Raw genomic sequence first — 21,710 nt, forward strand, 5'->3', positions numbered from 1 at the left:
ATGGAACAACTCGCCGCGGCCGCGTAGGCCTTAACCCGTGTCCACCGCAGCGGGGGAAGGTCACATCGACGATGATATCCTGCCGCGTGACATGGGACGTAGCGGGCCAGGCGAGGAGCAAGCCGAGCCCGCCCAGCGCCAGCGCGGCCGTTCCGAGAAGGGCCGCGCGCGCGATGGTGTTCGCATAGGCCGGAAAGATCTGCGGCACCGAGGCGACTCAGCGCAGCGGCGCAGCGCAAGCCATGCTGGCGCGATGCCGGCCGGTGCCCGCCGGGAAGGGCCGGTCACGTAGTGGGACGCAGCCGCGCTGCCGGGGTAGGGTTCGCACAGGCAGAATGTTCCCCGGTGCGCGGCGGAGTCACCAGCCTGGATCGAACGACCTCCGGCGTTCGCGGGATTGTGCGGATGGTGCCGCGCTCAATGCCCGCGCAGCTCGCCCCATTCGTCCTGCCACACGCCGTAGGGATCCACGATCACCAGCGGCGCCTGAAGCGCCTGGGCCTTTCGGATGCCATCGTTGATGGCCAGCGCTGCTGGGCGCCGCACCAGGCCTGGGCCGGAGGGCAGGTCCCCCGCCTCCGGCTGCGCCACCTGGCCGCCCGGCGGCACCACCACCCCCACCAGGGCGCCCGCGTCGTCCTCGGTGATGTGCACGGCGACCTCGATCGGTAGCGCGCGCTCGCGCCGACCGAAAACTCCCTGGCCCAGCATTCTTGTTCCTCCCCGCGGCTCTCGGCCACAGAGCCAGACTATCAGGCGGGAGCGGTGGGTCCACCATCCCGTGCGGGGCTGGCCCCCAGCCACTTCGCGCCTTGCCACAAGCCACAGGGCGCATAGAACCGCCGGCAGAACCTCGAACGGAACGGCGGTCCCCATGCCCAATCCCCCCACCGGCTTCCAGCACGGCATCACGCTCGACCAGGCGCAGCGTATCGCGACGGTCGCGATCGAGGAGGGGCGCCGCCTCAGCCTCGCCCCCCTTACGGTGGTGGTGCTGGATGCCGCCGGCCAGATGAAGGCGTTGCTGAAGGAGGACGGGTGCAGCCTGCTTCGCCCGGCCATCGCGCACGGCAAGGCTTTCGGCGCCATGGGCCTCGGCTTCGGCGGACGGGAACTGGCGAAGCGCTCCCAGGCGATGCCCGGCTTCATGAACGCCTTCTCCGACCTCGCGGGCGGCGCGGCCGTGCCCGTGCCCGGCGGCGTGCTGGTGCGTGACGGCGCCGGCGCCATCCTTGGCGCCGTCGGCGTGTCGGGCGACCTGTCGGACAAGGACGAGCTGGCCGCCGTGGCCGGCATCAAGGCGGCGGGCCTGACCCCCGACACGGGCGACGACGCCTGATGAGCCAGATCGAGACCGTCCTCGCCCGGCTGGACGCGGCCGAGGCCGAGACCCGCGCGCGCTACTTCGACTTCCTGCGCATCCCCAGCGTCAGCGCGCAGCCCGCTCATGCGGCGGATTGCCGCCGCGCCGCCGAATGGCTGGTGCGCGAGCTCACGGAGATCGGCTTCACCGCAGCCGTGCGGGAGACCGCGGGCCATCCCGCCGTGGTCGCGCACCATCCCGGGCCGGGGGGCGGCGCCGCGCCGGTGCTCTATTACGGCCACTACGACGTGCAGCCCGCCGAACCCTTCGAGCTCTGGACCTCGCCACCCTTCGAGCCGACCCTCGCGGAGGGCCGCAACGGACCGGTCACCGTCGCGCGGGGCGCGGTGGACGACAAGGGCCAGGTGATGACCTGGCTGGCGGCCATGCGCGCCTGGCACGAGGTGGCCGGCGGCCCGCCCGCGCCCATCCGCGTCCTGGTGGAAGGCGAGGAGGAGGTCGGCAGCCCGAGCCTGGACGCCTTCCTCGAGGAACACGCGGCCGAGCTCCGCGATGCCCGCGCCGTGGTGGTGAGCGACACCAACATGTGGGATCCGCGCTCCCCCGCCATCTCCGCGCGCCTCCGCGGCATGGCCTACGCGCAGATCGACCTCTTCGCGGCCTCCCGCGACCTGCATTCCGGCCTCTACGGCGGCATGGCGCTGAACCCGCTGAACCTGCTCTGCCGCATCATCGCGGACCTGCACGACGAAAAGGGCCGGATCACCCTGCCAGGCTTCTACGACGAGGTGCCGGAGGTCGGCGGGAACCTGCTGGCCGCCTGGGACGCGCTCGGCTTCGACGAGAAGCGGTTCCTTGGCGACATCGGCCTCTCGGTGCCGGCAGGCGAGGCCGGAATCAAGCCGCTGGTGCGCCAGTGGGCGCGCCCCACCTGCGACGTGAACGGCATCTGGGGCGGCTACACCGGCGAGGGCTCCAAGACCGTCATTGCGGCAGAGGCCCACGCCAAGGTGTCCTTCCGCCTGGTGGGCGACCAGGACCCGAACGCGGTGCTGGACGCGCTGGAGGCCTTCGTGAAGGAGCGGCTGCCCGCGGATGCGCGCGCGGAGGTCCAGCGCTTCGCCTCGGCGCCGCCTGTGGTGGTGCCGGAGGACAGCGCGGAGGTCGCCGCCGCCCGCCGGGCGCTCGCCGCCGAGTACGGGCGGGAGGCGGTGCTGATCGGCTCGGGTGGCTCCATCCCGGTGGTGGAAAGCTTCCGCCGCATCCTCGGGCTGGACAGCGTGCTGATGGGCTTCGGCCTGGACGACGACCAGGTGCACAGCCCCAACGAGAAGTTCGACTGGGCCTGCCTGATGCACGGCGCCCGCAGCCACGCCCGGCTGCTGGCCGAACTGGCGGGCTGAGACGCCGCGGCCCCGCGCCCAGATCAGGCGCGGGGCCGCGGTCCCGTCAGCGCTTGGGGGTGCCGATGTCGGCGCGCAGCTCCATGATGCGCCCCTTGATGCTGTCGCGCAGGCCCGGCGAGGTGTGGGGCTTCATGCCGGCAAGGGTCTGCTCCAGCTCCGCGAGCAGGCGGCGCTTCTCCTCCATGCTGCGGCGGATGGGCTTGTTGTCGCTGAACTGTCCGTCGAAGGCGCGCATCGTCGCTCCTCCCTTTCCATGCTGATCAGGGCCCGGCGGCCGGGCCGCGCGGCGGCCGCAGGCTGATGGCCGGGTTCCCGGAGTCTAGCGGCTGCGCCTGCCTCGCGGAATAGGTGACCCCGCCCTCAATACTCGTACTCGTAGGACAGGCCGGCACCCTGGCTGTCCGATCCCGCCCCGCTTTCGAGCTTCAGCCGCGGCGTCAGCTCGATCTGCACCCCCACGCGGGGGGAGCCCGTGGTCGCCCCGGGATCAACGTTGAGGTAGATCCCCCGCCCGAGATAGCCGCCGGCCTCCACGCCAGGCGCGCCGCTCGCGCCGCTGCCGATGCCCAACCGGTCCAGTCCCAGCGTTCGGCTCACCCGCCCCAGCACGCCCGAGACCGGGTCCTCCTGCCCGCCCGAGAGCGCCCCCGACAGCACGCGCGCGAGCTGGGCGATCTGGAAGGGCGAGAGCTTGTCGGCCGAGCGGTTGAAGATCAGCCGCGCCAGCACCTCGTCCTGCGGCAGTTCGGGGGACGACGTGAACTCGATCTTGGGTGCGCGCGGCGTGCCCGTGACGTTGACGTTGATGGTGGTGGTGCCCGCACGGGATGTGGCCAGCAGGTCGATGTCGGGCGATGCGACATCGCCCTGGAAGCGCAGCACGCCGCGCTCGAAGTTCAGGCGCCGGTCGAGCACGGTCAGGTTGCCCCGGCGCAGCCGCAGCTCGCCGTCCGCAACCGGAGCGGAAACGGTGCCGCCGATGCGGACATTGCCGCCCAGTTCCACGTCCAGCCCCCGGCCGCGCAGGTACACCTGCCGCGGCGCATCGAAGGTGATGTCCAGCGCGAGCGGCGCGGCGCCCTCCGTGGCGGCGGCCGCCTGCGGGCCGCGGCCGCCGCTCCGGCCTGGTCCACGGGCTGGCGCCGGCGCGCCGCGACCGATCTCGCGGACCTCCCCGATCTCGGCGACACCCCCCGGCAGTCCCTCGGGGATGCCAATGGTCAGGCCGCGCGTGGTGATGCTCCCGGCCAGCCGCATGCCCGTGCCGATCGAACCCGAAAGCCGCATCTGCGTGTCGAAGGCGCCGCGCAGCAGGTCGCTGGTCACGGGCTGGAGGTCGGTGCCCGAAACGGTCAGCTCGATCGGCTGCCCCTCCTCGAAGGGGCGGATGTCGCCCCGTGCGGTCAGGGTGCCGGGACCGGCACGGGCGGTGATGCCCTCCACCACGATCCGGTCCATGTCGCCACGCACCGTGCCCTGGATGTTGCGGAGCGCGACGCCGTATTCGAGGTTCCGCACCAAGCCGCCCGAGAGCCGTGCCGTGCCCGAGATACGTGGCGCGGCCACCGTGCCGGCGGCCTGGGCATCGATCGCCACCGTCCCTGCCACGCGGTTCGCGCCACCGATCAGGAATGGCCCCGCCAGTACGCCGAGGTCGGTGGTGCCACGCAGCCTGGCGCTGATCGGCCCGGCGAAGTCGCTCGGAAGCTGCGCCTCGAGGTTCAGGCGCAGCGCGGGGCCGAGGCGCAGCTCCGCCCGCGTCTCCAGCGTCTCCCCGCGCATCCGGGCGGTGGCCTGCAGGGTTCCCTCCGGAATGCCGCGCGCCCAGGGAGCGCCGGCCTTGAGGCCCGTGCCGCGCAGTTCGCCGTCGATCCCCGGCCGCGACACCGGCCCGGACAGCCGCACCTCGCCCGAGAGCGTGCCGGCGAGCGGCGGGTCCGGCGCGAAGATGTTGGCGAGGGAAAGGGGCAGGCTGGCGATGGTGGCGCGAAGGTCAGCGGTGTCCGGACCCCACCGGCCGGCAAGACGCAGCGTGCCGCCCGGCCTGCCCTGCAGGGACAGCCCCGCCGTCGAGATCGCCCCGCCCGGCGCAAGGACAATCGTGGCGGGAGAGGCGAGGCGGAGGCCCAGTTGCTGGCGCTGCACGTCGAGCGCCGTCAGCTCCACCCGCTTTTCCGGCTGATCGAGGGAAAGGCGGGCGCGGAGGGTGGCCCGGGCCTCGAAGGCACGAAGCTCGGCCTGAAGGTCCAGGGCGGCATCCGTTCCCCGCGCCTGCACCGTGCCGTTCACCTCCGCGCCGCCGGCCTGGAGCCGGTCCGCCCTGAGATCGGCCTCGATCCCCTGGCGGCGCGCACCCTCCGGGCCCTGCGGCGCCAGCTTCGCCGAAAGACGGAGCCCGCCCCCGAGCGGCGTTCCGGCCACTGGGGAGAGCGGCGCCAGGTCGGCGGCCTCGAGCAGAAGCTCGGCCGTCCCCAGGGCCTGGCGGGTGTCGAAGGAACCGCTTCCTTCCAGGCGCGCGGGCCCGAGGGCGGCGCGCAGGGCGTCCACCCGCAGCACGTCCCCGTCCTGCGCGGCGCGGGCTTCGGCGGAAAGCGCCAAGCCTTGCAGGCGCGCGGACAGGTTCAGCCGTCCGGCCGGCACGGTGGCGCGGGGCAGGGCCGCCTCCAACGTCAGGGCCTCGATGGTGCGCCCATAGGCCGAGAGGGTGGGTGAGTTCGCCGACAGCGCCACGGCGGGGTCCGCCGCCGGACCGGTGACCCGTGCCTGCGCCGTGAGGCGGCCGCGCACGGAAAGGTCGGGCACGTCCTCCGCCGCCAGGGCGGCATCGAGCGTCAGGTCCAGCGTTTCGCCGTAGGACCCTTCCGCGCGCAGGGTCACCGCCCGGCCGTTGATGGCCAGCTCGTGCACGCGTTCCCGGTTCGCGCGGAGCCGCAGCGTCGGGGCAGGGCCGAGCAGGCCCGGTGCCGGCGCGGGCAGGCGGGGGCCGTTCAGCGTGGCGTCGAGGCTCAACTCCGGCGCGGCGCTGGTGCCGGTCACCGCGCCGCGCGCCGTGATGCCTTCCCACCCGACGGAGGCGGGCACGAGTGCGCCCAGGGTCGCCGCGTCCTTCACCTCGGCGCTGAAGGCGACATCGAGCGATGTCCCGACCGTGCCCTGGGCCTCGGCGGCGGCAGCGGCGCTTGCCACGCGGGCGTGGTCGATGCGCGTCGCGCCGCCCTCACCCGGAGAGGTCCGGACCACGAAGCGGAGATCGGACACCGGTGCCGGAACGAAGCCGGCCAGGGCCGCCGTTCCCGTGGCATCCAGCCCGACCCCGCCGCCCGACGGCAGGCTCACCGTGCCGCTTCCCTCCACGCGCGCCGTGGCGCCCAGGTCGGCCAGGAGCGTGAAGCCGGCACCGGTGGCCGGTCCGTCCAGCGCCACCCGCAGGCGGGTTGCCTGATCCGGCCTGCCCAGCAGGCTCGCCACCAGCCCGCCCGCCGCCTCGTCATAGGACAGGTTTGCCTTCAGCCGTTCGCCAGGGGCGAGCGCCAGGTCGATGTCCAGCGCGCCGGGCGCGTCCAGCCGGCGCCCCTTGGCACCCAGGAAGGCGCCGTCAGCCCCGAGCCGCCCGCCGGCTTCCAGGGAGAAGGCCGCGGCAATCCCCGCCACTGCCTCGCCAAGCTCGATCCGGGGCAGCGAGATCCGCTCCACCGCGACCTCCACGGGAAGCTGCGGCAACTGCGGCAGGATCGGGCCGGGCTCCGAGGCGGGGCGGGGGGGCGCCTCCGGGTCCGGCAGAGGGAGGCGGCTGAAGGCGATGTGGCCGGCACTGAGGTTGCGCACCCGGAACTCGCGGGACACGAGGCGCAGCAGGTCGAGGTCCAGCGCGATGTCCTCGACCACGAGGTAAGGGCCCTGCCTGTCGGAGAGCACCACCCGCCCGATGCGCGGCGCCGCCGGCAGCCCGCCATGGAGGTTCTCGATCGCGAGGCCCGGTACGAACCCCATGGCCAGGCTGGCCAGTGCCTCCTGTCCGGGCCGGAGGTTCATCGCGGCCCAGGCCCCAGCCAGCAGCAGGACCGGGAGCACAAGGACGACCCCAAGGATCGAGAGCGCCACGCGACGGAACCGGCGCATCAGAATGCCTGTCCGATGCCCACGTAGAGCCCGTAGCCCGAGCTTCCGGGAACCTTCGAGAAGGGCAGGGCGACGTCCGCACGGATCGGGCCTAGGGCGGTGGCGTAGCGCACCCCCACGCCCGCGCCGATCCGCAACTCCCCGAGGTTCAACCCCGCGCCCTCGCCGACGCTGCCCGCATCCACGAAGACCGCGACGCCATAGGGGCCGGTGATCCGCTGCCGCAGCTCGATGCTGCCCTCGGCCAGGGAAAGGCCGCCGCGCGGGCTGCGATCCGGCCGGCGGGGGCCGACCGTCTGGAAGTCATAGCCGCGCACGGACCCTCCGCCGCCGGCATAGAAGCGGAGATGGGGAGGGACCTGCCCCGCCTCGGCCCCCGCCAGGCTGCCCAGACCCGCCCGCAGCGCGATGACGCTCCCCTTGTCCCCCCAGAGGTCGAAATAGGTGCTGCCCGTGCCGCGCAGGCGCACAAAGGTGGAGGAGGCATCCCCCAGGGACAGGGTGGGCGCCGCCACCAGGTTGGCGCGATAGCCCCGCGTGGGGTCCAGCAGGCTGTCGGTGGTGTCGTAGCGCGCGCCGAGGGGGAGGGAGACGAGGCTGTAGTCGATCTTGCGGTCGATCTCGGTGGTGCGCCCGATATCCCCCGCGACGCCCGCGGAGACGGTGAGCCGCGGGTTCAGCTTGCGCTCCAACGAGAACCCCGCCGTCACCGCGTCTCGGTCATAGGCCAGCAGCCGCTCGCGCAGGATCGCGACCTCCGTCACGGCGGTCGCGTTCAGCCCGGCGAACCAGGGCTGGCGCAGGTTGGCCGAGAGGCGTGCCCCCGTGCCGCTGACCCCGGGCTGGGCGGTGCGGGAGATCTCGCCCTCGATGCGCAGCCTCTCGGCACCGCCGAAGATGTTCCGGTGCTCCCAATAGGCGCGGATGGTCGGTCCGTAGCGGGTTTCGTAGGCGGCCGTGGCGCCGATGGCGCGGAAGGGGCGCTCGGCCACCAGGAAGGTCACGGGCAGCCGGCCCTCCGGGTCCAGCCGCTCCCCGGTGCGGGCGCGCACGGTTCCGAAGACGCCGAGTGCCAGCACGTCGCGGCGGACGCGGTCCAGCTCGCGCGGGTCGTAGGGCTCGCCGGCCAGCACGCCGGAGGCGCGGCGCAGGAGCTCGGGATCGACGTTATCCGAACCTTCCACCGCCGGCTGGGCGAAGCGGGCGCGGGGCCCCGGCTCCACCCGGTAGACCACCTCCATGGTGCGGCTGTCATGGTCCACGGTGATGTCGCGGCGGGGAATGCTGGCGAAGGGGTGGCCCGCTTCCCGGAGCCGGGTAAGCAGGGTTTCCTGGGTGGCGTTCACCGCGGCCGCGCGTGCCGCGTCGCCGGGGCCGAGCCCGGCGACCTCCCCGGCCTCGGCGATGTCCGTCTCGGGAACGGTGGGGCGGATGGTCGCGGTGGAGATACGGTAGAGCGGACCCGCCTCCGCCCCCACCACCACCGGCACCGGCTCTTCCCCCCGCGCGGCGAGGCGAAGCGCCAGGTTCGGCGCATCCGGGGGCTCCCCCGCCAGGGTCACGACGGGGCGCCCGTCATAATACCCTTCCGAGCGGAGGGCGGTGCGAAGCTGCTCCAGATCCTGCAGCGCGCGGGCCACCAGCCCTTCGGCACTGGTCGGCACCCGGTCCCGCAGGCGGCGAAGGGCGGAGACGTTCTCGATCGCGGTGTCGAGGTCCCCGTTGCCGGTCGGGCGCAGGGTGACCTCGTAGGTGCGGACGGGGCCATCGGCGGAATCGGCGGCCTCCGGGCCGGCCGGGTCCGCCCGAGGCTGCCCCGCTGGCGCCTCGGCAAGGGCCACGCCCACGAGAAGGAGTGGCAGAAGCGCTAGTCCGGGGTGGAGCGACGGCAAGGGAAGGGCTAACTCCTTGTCCCATGGATGAGCACCTGATCGAGACCCTTACACGCTGGCGGCGCCACCTCCATGCGAACCCCGATGTCACGATGGAAGAAGGCCCGACCGCGGCTTTCGTCGCCCAACGTTTGCGTGAGCTTGGTGTGAACGATATCGAAACGGGGATTGGCGGCCACGGTGTGGTGGCGACCATCCGGCGCGGCGGCGGCAACCGCAGCGTTGGCCTGCGCGCCGACATGGACGCGCTGCCGATCCAGGAGGCGAGCGCCGAGCTTCCCTACCGCAGCACGCGGGCGGGCGTGATGCATGCCTGCGGGCATGACGGCCACACGACCGCCCTGCTGGGCGCGGCCGCCCTGCTGGTGGGGGACGACAGCTGGTCGGGCACGGTGCGCCTGGTGTTCCAGCCCGCCGAGGAGGGCGGTGGCGGGGCGCGGGCGATGATCGAGGACGGTCTGTTCCAACGCTTTCCCATGGACCGCATCTTCGGCTGGCACAACTGGCCGGGCCTGCCGGTCGGAACCGTCGCGGTGCATGACGGCCCGGTGATGGCCGCAGGGCGACGCTTCCAGATCCTGATCGAGGGGCACGCCGGCCATGCCGCGTTGCCGCACCTGACGCATGACCCGATCGTCGCGGCCGGTCACGCGATCGTCGCCTGCCAGTCCATCGTTTCCCGCAGCCTGGACCCGCTCGACTCGGCCGTGGTCAGCCTGACCAAGATCGAGGGCGGCGAGGCCTGGAACCAGATTGCCGCCGGCGTCGCCATCCGCGGGTCCCTCCGCTACCTCCGGGACGAGACGGGCACGATGATCGGGGAGGCGCTGGGGCGCATCGCCCGGGGCATCTCCGAGACCTTCCAGGTGCGCGCGACGGCCGAGGTGCTCGGCGGCGTCGCCGTGACCGCCAACCATCCCGCCGAGCGCGACCTGGCGGCCGCCGCGGCAGGCGCCGTCGCCCCCGTGCGACGCGACCTTCCCGCGGCCATGACGGGAGAGGACTTCTCCGAGTTCCTGCGCGTGGTGCCCGGCGCCTTCGTGTGGATCGGCAACGGCCCTGCGGAGGGCGGGCGCGAGCTGCACAACCCGAACTACGACTTCGACGACCGCGTGCTGCCCACCGCGAGCGGCTTCCTGGCCGAGGCGGCGCGGCGGGCGCTCTCGGCCGGCTAGGGGCCGAAGCCATGGCGCTGCCGGTCTCGATCTCGGGTCATGGGTTGGGCAAGGGCTTCCGCGACACCAGCCTCTTCAACCCGAAGAGGGTGGCGCTGCTGGCGGATCCGGCCCTCCAGGCCTCCGGGATCGTGGCGCGGAACCTGGCGGGCGGCGGGTTCAAGGGTGCCCTCCACGCCGTTGGCCATGCCTGGCCCGGCATGGAGCACATGGCCACGCTCGGCGAGCTTCCGGCCCCGCCCGAGCTGGCGGTGCTGTCCCTGCCGCCCGAGGTGGTCGAGCCGGCCATGGCCGCCCTGGCAGGGCGGGGATGCTTCGCGGCGGTGGTGTTCGGCCCGGCTCCGGGCCTCGCCGCGATCTGCGCGCGCACCGGGGTGCGGGCGCTCGGCGAGCGCTCCTTCGGCCTCTGCGTGCCCTTGGCCGGATTGAACGCCTCCCTCTCCCACATCGCGCCGCGCCCAGGACGGTTGGCGCTGCTCTGCCAATCCGCGGCCCTGGCCCGCGCGGTGATCGACTGGGCGGAGGGCGAGTCCGTGGGCTTCACCCTGATCGCGGGGATCGGCACCAACGCCGATTACGGCTTCGCCGGTGCCCTGGACTGGCTGGCACGGGATGCCGGCACCGGCGCCATCCTGCTGGACCTTCGCCGGATCAAGGATCGCCGGCGCTTCATCTCCGCCGCCCGCGCGGCGGCGCGCACCCGCCCGGTGGTGGCCCAGCGCCCCGGCCAGGCCGGGCGCGGCGATGCGGACGCGGTGATGCAGGCGGCCCTGCGCCGCGCCGGCGTGCTGCGGGTCGAGGGGCTGGAAGGCCTTCTCTCGGCCGCCGAAACCCTGGCGCGGGTGAAGCCCTCGCCCCGGCCCGGCCCGGACGGCGCCCGGGGCAACCGGGTCGCCATTGTTTCGAACGGCCTTGGTCCCGGGCAGATGGCGGCCGATGCGGCGATCCGGGGCGGTGCGCGTTTGGCCGAGATTCCCGAACAGGCGCGGCACATGCTGGACCTCGCCCTTCCCGGCGGCTGGACCGGTCACAACCCGCTCGCGCTGCCCATGGGCCAGGGCCACCGGCTGGGGGAGGCGGCCACACTGCTCGGCGCCCTGCTCGAGGTCGACTCGGTGATCGCCCTGCACGCCCCGGCCGCCGAGGAGGACGCCGCGTTGGCGGCCGAGGGCATCGTGGCCGCCAGCGCCACCTCAGGGCGCGGCCAGCGGGCGGCGCCGGTGCTCACGGCCTGGCTCGGGCAGGCGACCGCGGGAATTCAGCGCCGCAACCTGGCCGAACGCGGCGTCGCGGTCTTCGCCACCCCCGAGGCCGCCGTGCAGGGCGCGCTGCACCTCGCCCAGGACCGCCGCAACCGCGCCGCCGCCGCCGAGCTTCCGCCGGCCGACGTGATGGAGGTCGCGCCCGACCGCGTCCGCGCCGCTGCGATCTTCGCGGCCGCCAGAGACGCCGGACGGCTGAGGCTGGACGAGGCGGAAGCGCTTTCGGTGCTGGAGGCCTATGGCATTCCCACCGTGCCGCACCGCGTGGCCGCCACGGTGGAGGAGGCGGTGGCGGCGGCCGGGGCGCTGGGCTGGCCGGCGGTGCTGAAGGTCCTGAGCGCGGACCTGCCCGCCAAGACGGAGCTCGGCGGCGTGGCGCTCGGCCTGCGAGACGCCGATGGGCTGCGCGAAGCGGCCGCCGCGATCGCCGCCCGCGTTGCCGCCGCGCGGCCCGGCGCGGTGCTTCGGGGATGGATGGTGCAGGCCATGGCCGCCACCGGCCGAGAGCTTCGCCTGCGCCTGGAGGACGACCCCATGTTCGGGCCATGGATCGGCTTTGGGCGGGGCGGCACGGCGGCCGAGCTCGAGTCGGACGAGAGCCACGACCTGCCGCCGCTGAACCGGGCGCTGGCGCTCTCGGTGATCGGGCGCACGCGGGTCGCCCGGCTGCTGGATGGCTGGCGGGATCACCCGGCGGTTTCGAGAGAGGCACTGGCGGAGGCGCTGGTCGGCCTGTCGCAGCTCGCGGTGGATTTCCCGGAGGTCGCCTCCGCCCGGATCAACCCGCTGCGTGCCCTGCCCGAGCGGGTGCTGGCTCTGGACGCAGACCTCGTGCTCCGTCCCGCGGGCGAGGCCGCGATGCTCGCGATCCCGCCCTATCCGGCCGAGCTGGCACGCCCCTTCACGACGCGGGACGGCCGCCAGGTTCTGGTTCGCCCGATTCGCCCGGAGGATGCGGAGGAACTGGCCGCCTTCGTGCGGCGCGTGCCGGCGGAGGACCTGCGCTACCGCTTCTTCAATCGCCTGCGGGAGCTGCCGCCGGCCCAGGTCGCCCGGCTGACGCAGATCGACTACGACCGCGAAATGGCCTTCGCGGCCATGGACGGGCCGCGCATTGCCGGCACCTCGCGCCTGGTGCTGGACGGCGAAGGCGGCGGGGAGTTCGCCATCCTCGTCGATCACGCCTGGAAGCGCGGCGGCCTGGCGCGGCACCTGATGGCGCGGCTGGTGGAGTGGGGGCGCGGCCGCAGCCTGCGGCGCATCTGCGGCCAAGTGCTGTCGGAGAACACACCGATGCTGCGCTTCGTCCGTGCCATCGGCTTCACCACGCGCGGAACGGAAGATCCGGAGATCCTCGAGGCCGAGCTGGACCTCGAGGATGCTCTGCCTGGCTTGCGGGCGCCTAGTGGACCCGCGTCTCCGCCAGCAGGAGCCTGACCCGGGCGGCGGCTTCCGCCCCCTTGCGGGCCTCGCGCCAGGCGGCCTCGGCGACGCGCTGGTGGATTCCCACGGCCTCGTCGGCCGCGGTGACGGTGCCGACGCCGATGGCGTTCAGGGGTGGGCTGTCCGGCAGGAATGGGTTGGCGCAGAGATGGGCGCGGTCCCGCGCGCGCAGCACCATGAAGTGGCTGGTGGGTGCGGAGTCGGTCAGAAGCCCGATCTGCAGCCCCATCGGCACGGTTTCCATCAACCCCGCCAGACTCTCGGCCTCGACCCGTGCCGCAGCGCGGCAGCGCTGGCGGAGCGGCTCGGACAGGCGGAGACCCGGCGCGATGCCATCCGTCAGCATCGCCCGCAGCGCGTCCTCGCTCACCATCGCGATGATCGAGGGGCGCCGCTGCTGGTAGGCGCGCTTGCGGGCGGCCAGAAGGCCCAGGGCCTGCTCGGCCGCGGCGTGGAAGGCCACACGCTCCTGCGCGGTGTCGGCGGCCTCGGCCATCCCTTCGGCGAGAGCGGAGTCGTAGGCCTCTCCCGTGACGAGGGTGCAGAGCGCGCCGCCGAGCTGGAGGATCTGCTCCGCATCCTCCTCCACCTGCCGAAGGCGCTCCTGAAGGGCGAGGGGGCGGGAGAAATACTCGACGCCGATCCCGAGCAGGGAAAGGGGCGATATCTTCAGCAGTTCCGCGAGGCGCCGGATCGTGTCCAGCTTGATCACCTCGCCTTTCTCGTAGCGGTAGAGCGCCGCGCGCGACACGCCGAGCCGGGCGGCGATCTCTTCCGCCCTCAGGCCGGACTCAAGGCGATAGGCCCGGAGCTGCTGCCCGATGTCGGCGAAGCGCATCGCCCTTTCCTCGCTCGGCGTGGCCGCACCCACGCGCCCGGGTCGAATCGGCGTCATCTCATGGCCCTGGACTGGTGCGGCAAATTGCGCGTTTTGCCCGACCCGCGCAACGTGATTGAGGACACACCCGGCGCGAAACCGTCAGCCAATTTCGTGCGAGGCGAGAGTTTCCAGCGCGCGCACCAACGCGGAGTGATCCTGGTGGCCACCTCCGGCCGCCGTGACCGCGGAGAAAAGCTGCTGGGCCGAGGCCGTCTGCGGCAATGCGACAGCCAGCTCGCGCCCGGCCTGCAACGCAAGGTTGAGGTCTTTCTGATGCAGCTCGATGCGGAAGCCCGGCTCGAAGGTGCGCTTGATCATGCGCTCCGCGTGCACTTCCAGGATTCGCGAGGACGCGAAGCCGCCCATCAGGGCCTCGCGCACGCGCGCCGGGTCGGCGCCGGCCTTGCTGGCGAAAACCAGGGCCTCGGACACGGCCGCGATGTTGAGCGCGACGATGATCTGGTTGGCGACCTTGGTGGTCTGTCCCGCGCCGTTCGCTTCCCCGACCAGCGTGATGTTCTTGCCCATTGCCTGGAACAGCGGCAGCGCCCGGTCGAAGGCCGCCTGCGGGCCGCCGACCATGATGGTCAGCGCCGCGTTGCGCGCGCCCACCTCGCCGCCGGAAACCGGGGCATCGAGGTAGTCGCAGCCGCGGGCGTTCACGCGGGCCGCGAAGTCCTTGGTGGCCGTGGGGCTGATCGAGGACATGTCGATCAGCAGCGTGCCCGGGTTCAGTGCCGCGGCCACGGCGCCTTCGCCGAACAGCACCGCTTCCACGTCGGGGGTGTCCGGCACCATAAGGATGACCACCTCCGCGGCCTTCGCCACCTCGGCCGGCGTGGGCAGCACGGTGGCCGCGCCGCGGATCTCCTCGGTCAGGCTCGCGCGCTCGGGCACGAACAGCGCGTGGCCGGCCCTGGCGAGGTTCAGCGCCATGGGGCGCCCCATGATGCCGAGGCCGATGAAACCGATCTTCATGCGCGTCTCTCCTGGTGCTGTTGGTGTCGGTATGGGGCGAACCAGCCGAGCCCCTCCTCGGTGCCGCCGAGCGGGCGGTACTCGCAGCCGAGCCAGCCGCCATAGCCGGCGGCATCGACGCTGCGGAACACGTGCGGCCAGTTCACCTCGCCCGTTCCCGGCTCGTGCCGGCCGGGCGTGTCGGCGAACTGGGCGTGGGCGACGATCGGCATCAGGGCCTCGAAGCGGCGCGTGATGTCCCCCTCGGTGACCTGGGCGTGGTAGAAGTCGAACTGCAGGCCGACCTGCCCCGCGCCGACGGCGGCGATGATGGCCGCAGCCTCCGTCGTGGTGTTCAGAACGTAGCCCGGCATGTCGCGGCGGTTGATGGGTTCGATCAGAGGCAGCACGCCATGCGCGCGGGCCCGCCCGGCTGCCCAGGCCAGGTTGGCGGCGAAGGTTCCGAGAAGCGTGTCGCGCGCGACTCCGGCAGGCGCGAGGCCCGCCATGACGTGCAGGTGCGGGCAACCCAGGGCGGAGGCGTAATCCAGCGCGAGCGCAACGGCGTCGCGGAACTCGGCCTCGCGGCCAGGCAGCGCCGCCAGGCCCTTCTCCCCACGCGCGGCGTCGCCGGGCGGCGCGTTGAACAGGACCGGAACGATCCCGGCGTCCTCCATCCGGGCACGCAGTTCGGCCGCGGCATGGTCATAGGGAAACAGGAACTCCACCGCCTGGAAACCGGCCGCGCGGGCGCGCGCGAAGCGCTCCGCGAAGGGGACCTCGGTGAACATCAGCGACACATTGGCGGCGAAGCGCGGCATCCGGGCGGTTTCCTGCGGTTCCACCGCACACCGCGGCCGCCGGGCAGGGCTAGCGCAAATCGGCGCCGGCCCCAAGGCGGCAAGGCAGGGTTTGGCGTGCGCATGTTTGGTGCTGGCCGCGCGCCGCGCCATAAGGGCAGGGTGCCACGCGCGGGAGCGGACATGCCGGACGACAAGCAGTTCCTGATTCGCATCATCGCCGTCACGGCGCTGGTGGCGCTGCTGGCCGGGTGCTTCCTCGTGCTGAAGCCCTTCCTCTCGGCGCTGCTCTGGGCCGCCATCCTGTCCTTCACCACCTGGCCGGCCTACCGCTTCCTGCTCGACCAGGCGAAGTTCCGGCCGGGCTGGGCGGCCGGGCTGATGGTGACGGTGATGATGCTGGTGATCGGCCTTCCACTCGCCATCGCGGCGCCGACCAGCCGGCAGGAGATCGAGGGGCTGCGCGGCTCGATCCAGGACTTCCTGACCGACGGGTTGCCGGGGATGCTGGCCTCCACCGGGCGCCTGCCCCTCGTGGGGCCCTTTCTCCAGGAACGCTTCGGGGAGCTGGACCTGGGGGTGAGCAACCTTTTCGGCATGCTCCGCCCCTATGCCGGGGATGCCGCTCAGATGGCGCTCGGCCTGTTCCTCACGATTGTCTCGGGGGTGGCGGAACTGATCATCGCCATTCTGCTCTCCTTCTTCTTCTACCGCGACGGCCCACGGCTCGCGCAGGCGCTGGACCGGGCGGCTGAGCGCATCGCCGACGGGAGGGGGCGCCGGCTGGTGGCCCTCACAGGGGCAGTGACCCGGGGCGTGGTGTATGGGCTGCTCGGCACGGCCGTGGTGCAGGGAGCCATGACCACCTTCGGCCTCTGGCTCTCGGGCGTGCCGCATCCGGCGCTGCTGGGGCTGCTCGCGGGCGTGGTCTCCATCCTCCCCATCGGGGCGCCGGTGGTCTGGGTCCCCGCGACGATCTGGCTGCTGGCGAACGGCAGCACGGGCTGGGGCATCTTCATGGGGCTGTACGGGGCGTTCGGCATTTCATCGGTGGACAATTTCATCCGACCCTGGCTGATCTCCCGCGGCGCGGACCTGCCGCTGCTGCTGACCCTGCTGGGCGCCCTGGGCGGAGCCTTCGCCTTCGGCTTCCTCGGGCTGTTCCTGGGCCCGGTGCTGCTGGCGGTGGCCTTCACCATCATCCGCGACTGGACGAACGAGGGCCATTCGCGGACCGGCCCGCTGGCGATGTGACATGCTCCGGCGGCGCGCCGCTTGCACGGCCGGTGGCGCCCCAAACCGGGACCGAGGGATAAAAATATGGAAGTCTTCGCGTGAGCGCCGCCTCGATCTCACCGCGCCGGGTGGACGGCCCGGCGCCTGTCCGCTAGGCGCAGCCCGTGCCCGCCTTTGTCCTTTCCCGCATCCTTCAGGCGCTGCCGGTGATGCTCGCCGTCGCCTTCATCGCCTTCACGCTCTTCACCTTCGTGGGCGACCCGATCGCGACCATGCTGGGGCAGGAGTTCTCGGTGGCCCAGCGCGACGCGCTGGTGGCCGCGCTCGGCCTCGACCAGTCGGTGCCCGTTCAGTTCCTGCGCTTCATCGGCAACGCGCTGCGCGGCGAGTTCGGCCTGTCCTACCGCCTGTCCCGCCCGGTCTCGGCCCTGATCGCCGAGCGCGCGCCGGCCACGCTGGAACTGGCCTTCTGCGCCTCGGTCGTGGCCCTGGCGGTCGGGCTGCCCGCCGGGGTCTATACCGGCCTCTACCCGCGCTCCCTTCTCAGCCGCGCCTTCCTCACCTTCAGCCTGGTCGGCGTCTCGCTGCCGACCTTCCTCATCGGCAGCCTGCTGATCCTGGTCTTCTCCGTCTGGCTGGGCTGGCTGCCCTCCTTCGGGCGCGGGGACACGGTGCAGCTGGGCTGGTGGAGCACCGGCTTCCTCACCGCCTCCGGCCTGAAGGCGCTGATCCTGCCCTCCATCACCCTCGGGCTGTTCCAGCTCACCCTGATCCTCCGCCTCGTGCGCTCGGAGATGCTGGAGGTCATGCGGTCCGACTACGTGAAGTTCGCCCGCGCGCGGGGGCTGCGCGACCGCTCCATCCACTTCGGCCACGCGCTGCGGAACACCTTGGTGCCGGTGATCACCATCGTCGGGCTGCAGCTCGGCTCCATCATCGCCTTCTCCATCGTCACGGAAACGGTGTTCCAGTGGCCGGGCATGGGGCTGCTCTTCATCCAGTCCGTTTCCTCGGCCGACATCCCGGTGATGGCGGCCTACCTGCTGCTGATTTCGGCGGTGTTCGTGACCATCAACCTCGTGGTGGACCTGTTGTATTACGCGGTGGACCCGCGGCTGCGCGCCGGGGGAGGGCACTGAGATGAACGCCATGGCCCGCGCCTGGGACAGCGACATCGCCTATGCCTTCCGGCGCTCCCCCACGGCCGTGATCTCGGCCATCGTGGCCTTGATCTGCATCGTCGGCGCGGTCGCGGCGCCGGTGCTCGCCCCCTACAACCCTTTCGATCTCGCCAGCCTCGACCTGATGGATGCCTTCAACCCACCCGCCTTCCTGGAGGAGGGAAGCTGGGCCCATCCGATCGGGACGGACGACCAGGGAAGGGACGTGCTCTCGGCCATCATGTACGGGGCGCGCATGTCGCTCTTCGTCGGCGTTTCGGCGACCGCCTTCGCGCTCTCGCTTGGCGTGCTGCTGGGTCTGCTGGCCGGCTATGCCGGCGGCACGGTCGATGCCGTGCTGATGCGCATCGCCGACGTCCAGCTCACCTTCCCCAACATCCTGATCGCCCTTCTCGTGGACGGCGTGGCGCGCGCCGCCCTGCCGCGGGACCTGCACGACCAGATCGCCGTCTACGTCGTGATCTTCGCCATCGGCATCTCCGACTGGCCACGCTTCGCACGCACCGTGCGCGGCTCGGCCATGGTGGAGCGCAACAAGGAATACGTGCTGGCGGCGCGGGTGATCGGTATCGGCCCGGCGCGGATTATGCTGACCCATGTGCTGCCCAACGTGCTCGGGCCGCTGCTGGTGCTGGCCACGCTGAACCTGGGCCTCGCCATCATCTCGGAGGCGACGCTTTCCTTTCTCGGCGTCGGCCTGCCGCAGACCCAGCCGAGCCTCGGGACCCTCATCCGCGTGGGCAACGACTTCCTGTTCAGCGGCGAGTGGTGGATCACCGTTTTTCCGGGCGTGGCCCTGATCGCCATGGTGCTGTCCGTGAACCTGCTGGGCGATTGGCTGCGCGACGCGCTGAACCCGAGGCTGCGCTGATGGCCGCCCCCTTGCTCGAGGTCCGGGACCTCGTCGTGGAATTCCCGGGACGGCGCGGCACGCTGCGCGCGCTCGACAAGGTGTCCTTCGAGATCGCCCCGGGCGAGGTGCTGGGCGTGGTCGGCGAGTCGGGGGCGGGCAAGTCGATGACGGGTGCTGCGATCATCGGCCTTCTGGAACCGCCGGGCCGGATCGCCGGGGGCTCGATCGCCCTCAACGGCCAGCGCATCGACAACCTTCCCGCACGCGAGATGCGGCGTGTGCGCGGCAAGCGGATCGGCGCCATCTTCCAGGATCCGCTGACCACGCTGAACCCGCTTTACACAGTCGGCGACCAGCTCACGGAAACCATGCGGACGCATCTGGACATCGACGCCGCAGAGGCGAGGCGCCGTGCGGTCGGCTGGCTGGAGGCGGTGGGTATTCCCGCGGCGGCCGAGCGGATCGCGGCCTACCCCCACCAGTTCTCGGGCGGCATGCGCCAGCGCGTGGTGATCGCCCTGGCCCTTTGCGCCGAGCCGGAGCTGGTGGTCGCGGACGAACCGACCACGGCACTCGATGTATCCGTGCAGGCCCAGGTGATCGCGCTGCTCCGCCGCCTGACGCGCGAGAAGGGCACCTCCGTCATGCTCATCACCCACGACATGGGTGTGATCGCGGAAACGGCGGACCGGGTGGCCGTCATGTATGCCGGACGCGTGGCCGAGATCGGACCCGTGAAATCCGTGGTGAAGGCCGCGGCCCATCCCTATTCCGCGGGGCTCATGGCCTCCATCCCGCCGCTGTCGCACCGGGTGGACCAGCTGCCGCAGATCGACGGCGCCATGCCGCGCCTGACCTCCATCCCCCAGGGCTGCGCCTACAACCCGCGCTGCCCGCATGTGTTCGACCGCTGCAAGGTGGAGCGGCCCGAGCTTCTGCCGGCCGTGGAGACGCGCGCGGCCTGCTGGCTCTTCGACAGCGCCGCGCCGCGGGAGCGGACCCATGTCTGAGACGCCGATCTTCGAGGCGCGCGACCTCAGCCGCCACTTCGACGTTTCCAGGCCCGTCCTCCAGCGCCTGATCTCGCGCGAGCCCCGGCGCACCTTGCGGGCGGTGGATGGCGTCTCCTTCGCCATTCCGCCCGGCACCACCTTCTCCCTGGTCGGGGAGAGCGGCTGCGGAAAGTCCACCGTGGCCCGTCTCGCGGTCGGCCTTTACACGCCGAGCGGCGGGCAGGCGCTGTTCGAGGGACAGGACCTGGCGGAGGCGCGGCGGTCGGTGGCGCAGCGCCGGCGGATGCAGATGATCTTCCAGGATCCCTATGCCAGCCTGAACCCGCGCTGGCGCGTGTCCGACATCGTGGGGGAGCCCATCCGCGCCTTCGGCATCGCCCAGGGCGGCGCGGCGCTGCGGGAGAAGGTCGGCGGCCTTCTGCGGCAGGTCGGGCTCTCGCCCGCGGATGGCAACCGCTTCCCGCATGAGTTCTCCGGCGGGCAGCGACAGCGCATCTCGATCGCCCGCGCGCTGTCCTCCAACCCCGAGTTCCTGGTTTGCGACGAGCCGACCTCGGCCCTCGACGTCTCGGTGCAGGCGCAGATCCTGAACCTGATGAAGGGCCTGCAGCGCGAGCTCGGCCTGACCTACCTGTTCATCAGCCACAACCTGGCGGTGGTGCGGCAGGTGAGCGACCGCGTGGGCGTGATGTATCTCGGCCGCATCGTGGAATCCGCGCCGGCGGAGACCCTCTTCACGGCGCCGCGCCACCCCTACACGCGCGCGTTGATGGAGGCGATCCCGGACCTGGAGATGGCCGGGCGGGAGCGCCAGCCCGTCGGTGGTGAGGTGCCGAGCCCCATCAGCCCGCCCTCCGGCTGCACCTTCAACCCGCGCTGCCCGCTGGCGAACGACCGCTGCCGCGCCGAACGCCCGGCCTTGATCGCGGCACGCGGCACGCCGGAAACCCTGGTCGCCTGCCACGCGGTGGAGGAGGGGCGCGACGGGTTCGAGGCGCGGGAGGCGGCCTGAGCGCCGCCACGGGCGCATCCTCAGCGCGGCAGGCCGCCTTTATCGGGATCATGATGGCCTGCGGGCTGCTCGTGGTGGGGCAGCTCTACGCCACCATTCCGCTCACGCCCTGGATCCAGCAGCGCTACGGGCTGGACGCGCCCTCCGCGGCGCTGGCGGGCAGCGCCTTCGGCTTCGCCTATGCCATCAGCTTTCTCGTCTGCGGTCCGCTTTCGGACCGCTTCGGCCGGGGGAGGGTGATCCTGGCCGGGATGGTGGCGCTCTCGCTGGCGACGCTGCTCGCGGGGGCGGCTCCCAGCTTCCCCGCCCTGCTCGCCGCACGGGCCCTGCAGGGCACCGTCGCCGCCACGCTTCCGCCCGCCGCGGTTTCGCTCGTGGTGGAAACACTGCCCGAGAAGCGGCGGCCGCTGGGCATCGCCGCCATGGCCTTCTCCTTTCTCGCCTCGGCGCCGGTTGCGCAGCTTTCCGTGGCCAGCGTGGCGGGCATGGGTGTGCCGTTGGTGATGTTCGCGGCAGCGCCGCTGATCCTCGCGGCGGCGGCATTGCTGGCGATTGTGCTCGGCCGTGCGGCGCTGCGGCGCCCGCTGGCCGTGGCGATCCAACACGCGCCCTCGCCCGCGCGCGAGCCCTTGATCGTCGCCTGCTGGATCGCGGCCCCCATGCTGATGTTCGCCTTCGTGGCCTTCCAGGCCGGAGTGCAGGCACTGGGCGACACCCTGCCGCTGGGCACCGCGGCATTGCGCCTGCTCTCTGTTCCCGCGCTGGCAGCGGGCTTCCTCGCGGTTCCGCTGGCCCGGCGGATCGGCGCCCTGGCCACGGCGACCTCCGGCTTCGCCCTGACTGCCTCGGGTCTGCTGCTGGCGGCGTTCGGCGGCGCGCCGGCCCTGGGGCTCGGCGCGGTGCTCGCCACCGCCGGCGTGGGGATCGGCGTCACCGGGCTGATCGCCACCATCTCTGCCCGCTCGGCAACGGCGCGGCGCGGGCTCGCGGTGGCGGTCTACACCTTCACCCTGTTCATGGGCGCGAGCCTCGCCCCGCCACTCGCGCCCGCCCTTGCCTCGGGCGGCCTATCGGTACTCTGCGCCGTGCCGGCACTCGTGGCCGCATCGGGTGCGGCCGTGCTGGTCGCCGCCCGCGCCCGCTTCGCGTGAAAAGGA

The 21,710-nt window shown here is 72.5% G+C and carries 17 protein-coding genes and 1 pseudogene; 10 read left to right on the plus strand and 8 right to left on the minus strand.

Annotated features, from left to right (window positions below; translation table 11 throughout):
- Both ACFFIC_RS20280 and ACFFIC_RS20285 read right to left on the minus strand, forming a co-directional pair.
- Window positions 1-208: pseudogene (locus ACFFIC_RS20280) on the minus strand (hypothetical protein); the annotation flags it as partial.
- A gap of 209 nt (window positions 209-417) precedes the next feature.
- Complete coding sequence (locus ACFFIC_RS20285; protein WP_377053720.1) at window positions 418-711, minus strand: hypothetical protein; 294 nt, start codon at window positions 709-711, stop codon at window positions 418-420.
- Window positions 712-874: 163 nt separating this feature from the next.
- Here ACFFIC_RS20285 and ACFFIC_RS20290 point away from each other — a divergent pair, with 163 nt between their 5' ends.
- Together ACFFIC_RS20290 and ACFFIC_RS20295 are read left to right on the plus strand one after the other, a co-directional pair.
- Window positions 875-1,339, plus strand: a complete 465-nt coding sequence (locus ACFFIC_RS20290; RefSeq protein ID WP_377053722.1) for a GlcG/HbpS family heme-binding protein — start codon at window positions 875-877, stop codon at window positions 1,337-1,339.
- Window positions 1,339-2,727: a M20/M25/M40 family metallo-hydrolase gene (locus ACFFIC_RS20295; protein WP_377053724.1), complete on the plus strand. Its 1,389-nt coding sequence runs from the start codon at window positions 1,339-1,341 to the stop codon at window positions 2,725-2,727. Before ACFFIC_RS20290 ends, ACFFIC_RS20295 begins: the two co-directional genes overlap by 1 nt.
- 46 nt (window positions 2,728-2,773) lie before the next feature.
- On the opposite strand, the gene ACFFIC_RS20300 is transcribed toward ACFFIC_RS20295, so the two are convergent.
- The 3 genes from ACFFIC_RS20300 to ACFFIC_RS20310 all read right to left on the minus strand — a co-directional run bounded on the left by ACFFIC_RS20300 (window position 2,774) and on the right by ACFFIC_RS20310 (window position 8,741).
- Window positions 2,774-2,965, minus strand: a complete 192-nt coding sequence (locus ACFFIC_RS20300; RefSeq protein ID WP_377053726.1) for a hypothetical protein — start codon at window positions 2,963-2,965, stop codon at window positions 2,774-2,776.
- 125 nt (window positions 2,966-3,090) lie between these two features.
- A complete protein-coding gene (locus tag ACFFIC_RS20305; protein WP_377053728.1) occupies window positions 3,091-6,849 on the minus strand; it encodes a translocation/assembly module TamB domain-containing protein in 3,759 nt (1,252 codons plus the stop codon).
- Window positions 6,849-8,741 carry an autotransporter assembly complex protein TamA gene (locus ACFFIC_RS20310; protein WP_377053730.1) on the minus strand — a complete coding sequence of 631 codons (1,893 nt, stop codon included), beginning with the start codon at window positions 8,739-8,741 and terminating at the stop codon, window positions 6,849-6,851. Before ACFFIC_RS20310 ends, ACFFIC_RS20305 begins: the two co-directional genes overlap by 1 nt.
- A 23-nt stretch (window positions 8,742-8,764) precedes the next feature.
- Here ACFFIC_RS20310 and ACFFIC_RS20315 point away from each other — a divergent pair, with 23 nt between their 5' ends.
- Window positions 8,765-9,916 (plus strand): amidohydrolase, encoded by a 1,152-nt coding sequence (locus ACFFIC_RS20315; protein ID WP_377053732.1) that lies wholly within the window; start codon window positions 8,765-8,767, stop codon window positions 9,914-9,916.
- An 11-nt stretch (window positions 9,917-9,927) separates the two neighbouring features.
- Window positions 9,928-12,615, plus strand: a complete 2,688-nt coding sequence (locus ACFFIC_RS20320; RefSeq protein ID WP_377053734.1) for a bifunctional acetate--CoA ligase family protein/GNAT family N-acetyltransferase — start codon at window positions 9,928-9,930, stop codon at window positions 12,613-12,615.
- Here the strand turns inward: ACFFIC_RS20320 and ACFFIC_RS20325 are convergent.
- The 3 genes from ACFFIC_RS20325 to otnI all read right to left on the minus strand — a co-directional run bounded on the left by ACFFIC_RS20325 (window position 12,581) and on the right by otnI (window position 15,279).
- Complete coding sequence (locus ACFFIC_RS20325) at window positions 12,581-13,459, minus strand: helix-turn-helix domain-containing protein (protein ID WP_377053736.1); 879 nt, start codon at window positions 13,457-13,459, stop codon at window positions 12,581-12,583. The two genes, ACFFIC_RS20320 and ACFFIC_RS20325, sit on opposite strands and share 35 nt — an antisense overlap.
- Before the next feature lie 141 nt (window positions 13,460-13,600).
- A complete protein-coding gene (locus ACFFIC_RS20330) occupies window positions 13,601-14,479 on the minus strand; it encodes a 2-hydroxy-3-oxopropionate reductase (RefSeq protein ID WP_377053738.1) in 879 nt (292 codons plus the stop codon).
- Window positions 14,476-15,279, minus strand: coding sequence for a 2-oxo-tetronate isomerase (gene otnI / locus ACFFIC_RS20335; RefSeq protein ID WP_377053740.1), 804 nt, complete (start codon window positions 15,277-15,279; stop codon window positions 14,476-14,478). The genes ACFFIC_RS20330 and otnI overlap by 4 nt, the downstream gene beginning before the upstream one ends.
- A gap of 162 nt (window positions 15,280-15,441) precedes the next feature.
- On the opposite strand from otnI, the gene ACFFIC_RS20340 reads away from it, so the two are divergent.
- From ACFFIC_RS20340 to ACFFIC_RS20365, 6 genes are all read left to right on the plus strand, one after another.
- On the plus strand, window positions 15,442-16,512 hold the full coding sequence (locus ACFFIC_RS20340) for an AI-2E family transporter (RefSeq protein ID WP_377053742.1): 1,071 nt from the start codon (window positions 15,442-15,444) through the stop codon (window positions 16,510-16,512).
- A 146-nt stretch (window positions 16,513-16,658) separates the two neighbouring features.
- The gene (locus tag ACFFIC_RS20345) at window positions 16,659-17,633 is read left to right on the plus strand and encodes an ABC transporter permease (protein WP_377053744.1); all 975 of its coding nucleotides are present in this window, start codon (window positions 16,659-16,661) and stop codon (window positions 17,631-17,633) included.
- A gap of 1 nt (window position 17,634) precedes the next feature.
- A complete protein-coding gene (locus ACFFIC_RS20350) occupies window positions 17,635-18,546 on the plus strand; it encodes an ABC transporter permease (protein ID WP_377053746.1) in 912 nt (303 codons plus the stop codon).
- A complete protein-coding gene (locus ACFFIC_RS20355; protein ID WP_377053748.1) occupies window positions 18,546-19,538 on the plus strand; it encodes an ABC transporter ATP-binding protein in 993 nt (330 codons plus the stop codon). Before ACFFIC_RS20350 ends, ACFFIC_RS20355 begins: the two co-directional genes overlap by 1 nt.
- On the plus strand, window positions 19,531-20,553 hold the full coding sequence (locus ACFFIC_RS20360; RefSeq protein WP_377053750.1) for an ABC transporter ATP-binding protein: 1,023 nt from the start codon (window positions 19,531-19,533) through the stop codon (window positions 20,551-20,553). The genes ACFFIC_RS20355 and ACFFIC_RS20360 overlap by 8 nt, the downstream gene beginning before the upstream one ends.
- 50 nt (window positions 20,554-20,603) lie before the next feature.
- Entirely contained in the window at window positions 20,604-21,704 is a 1,101-nt protein-coding gene (locus ACFFIC_RS20365; RefSeq protein ID WP_377053752.1) for an MFS transporter, read from the plus strand.
- The last annotated feature ends 6 nt before the right edge of the window (window positions 21,705-21,710 follow it).

It is taken from the genome of Muricoccus vinaceus, from assembly GCF_042433125.1.
Classification (GTDB): domain Bacteria; phylum Pseudomonadota; class Alphaproteobacteria; order Acetobacterales; family Acetobacteraceae; genus Roseomonas; species Roseomonas vinacea.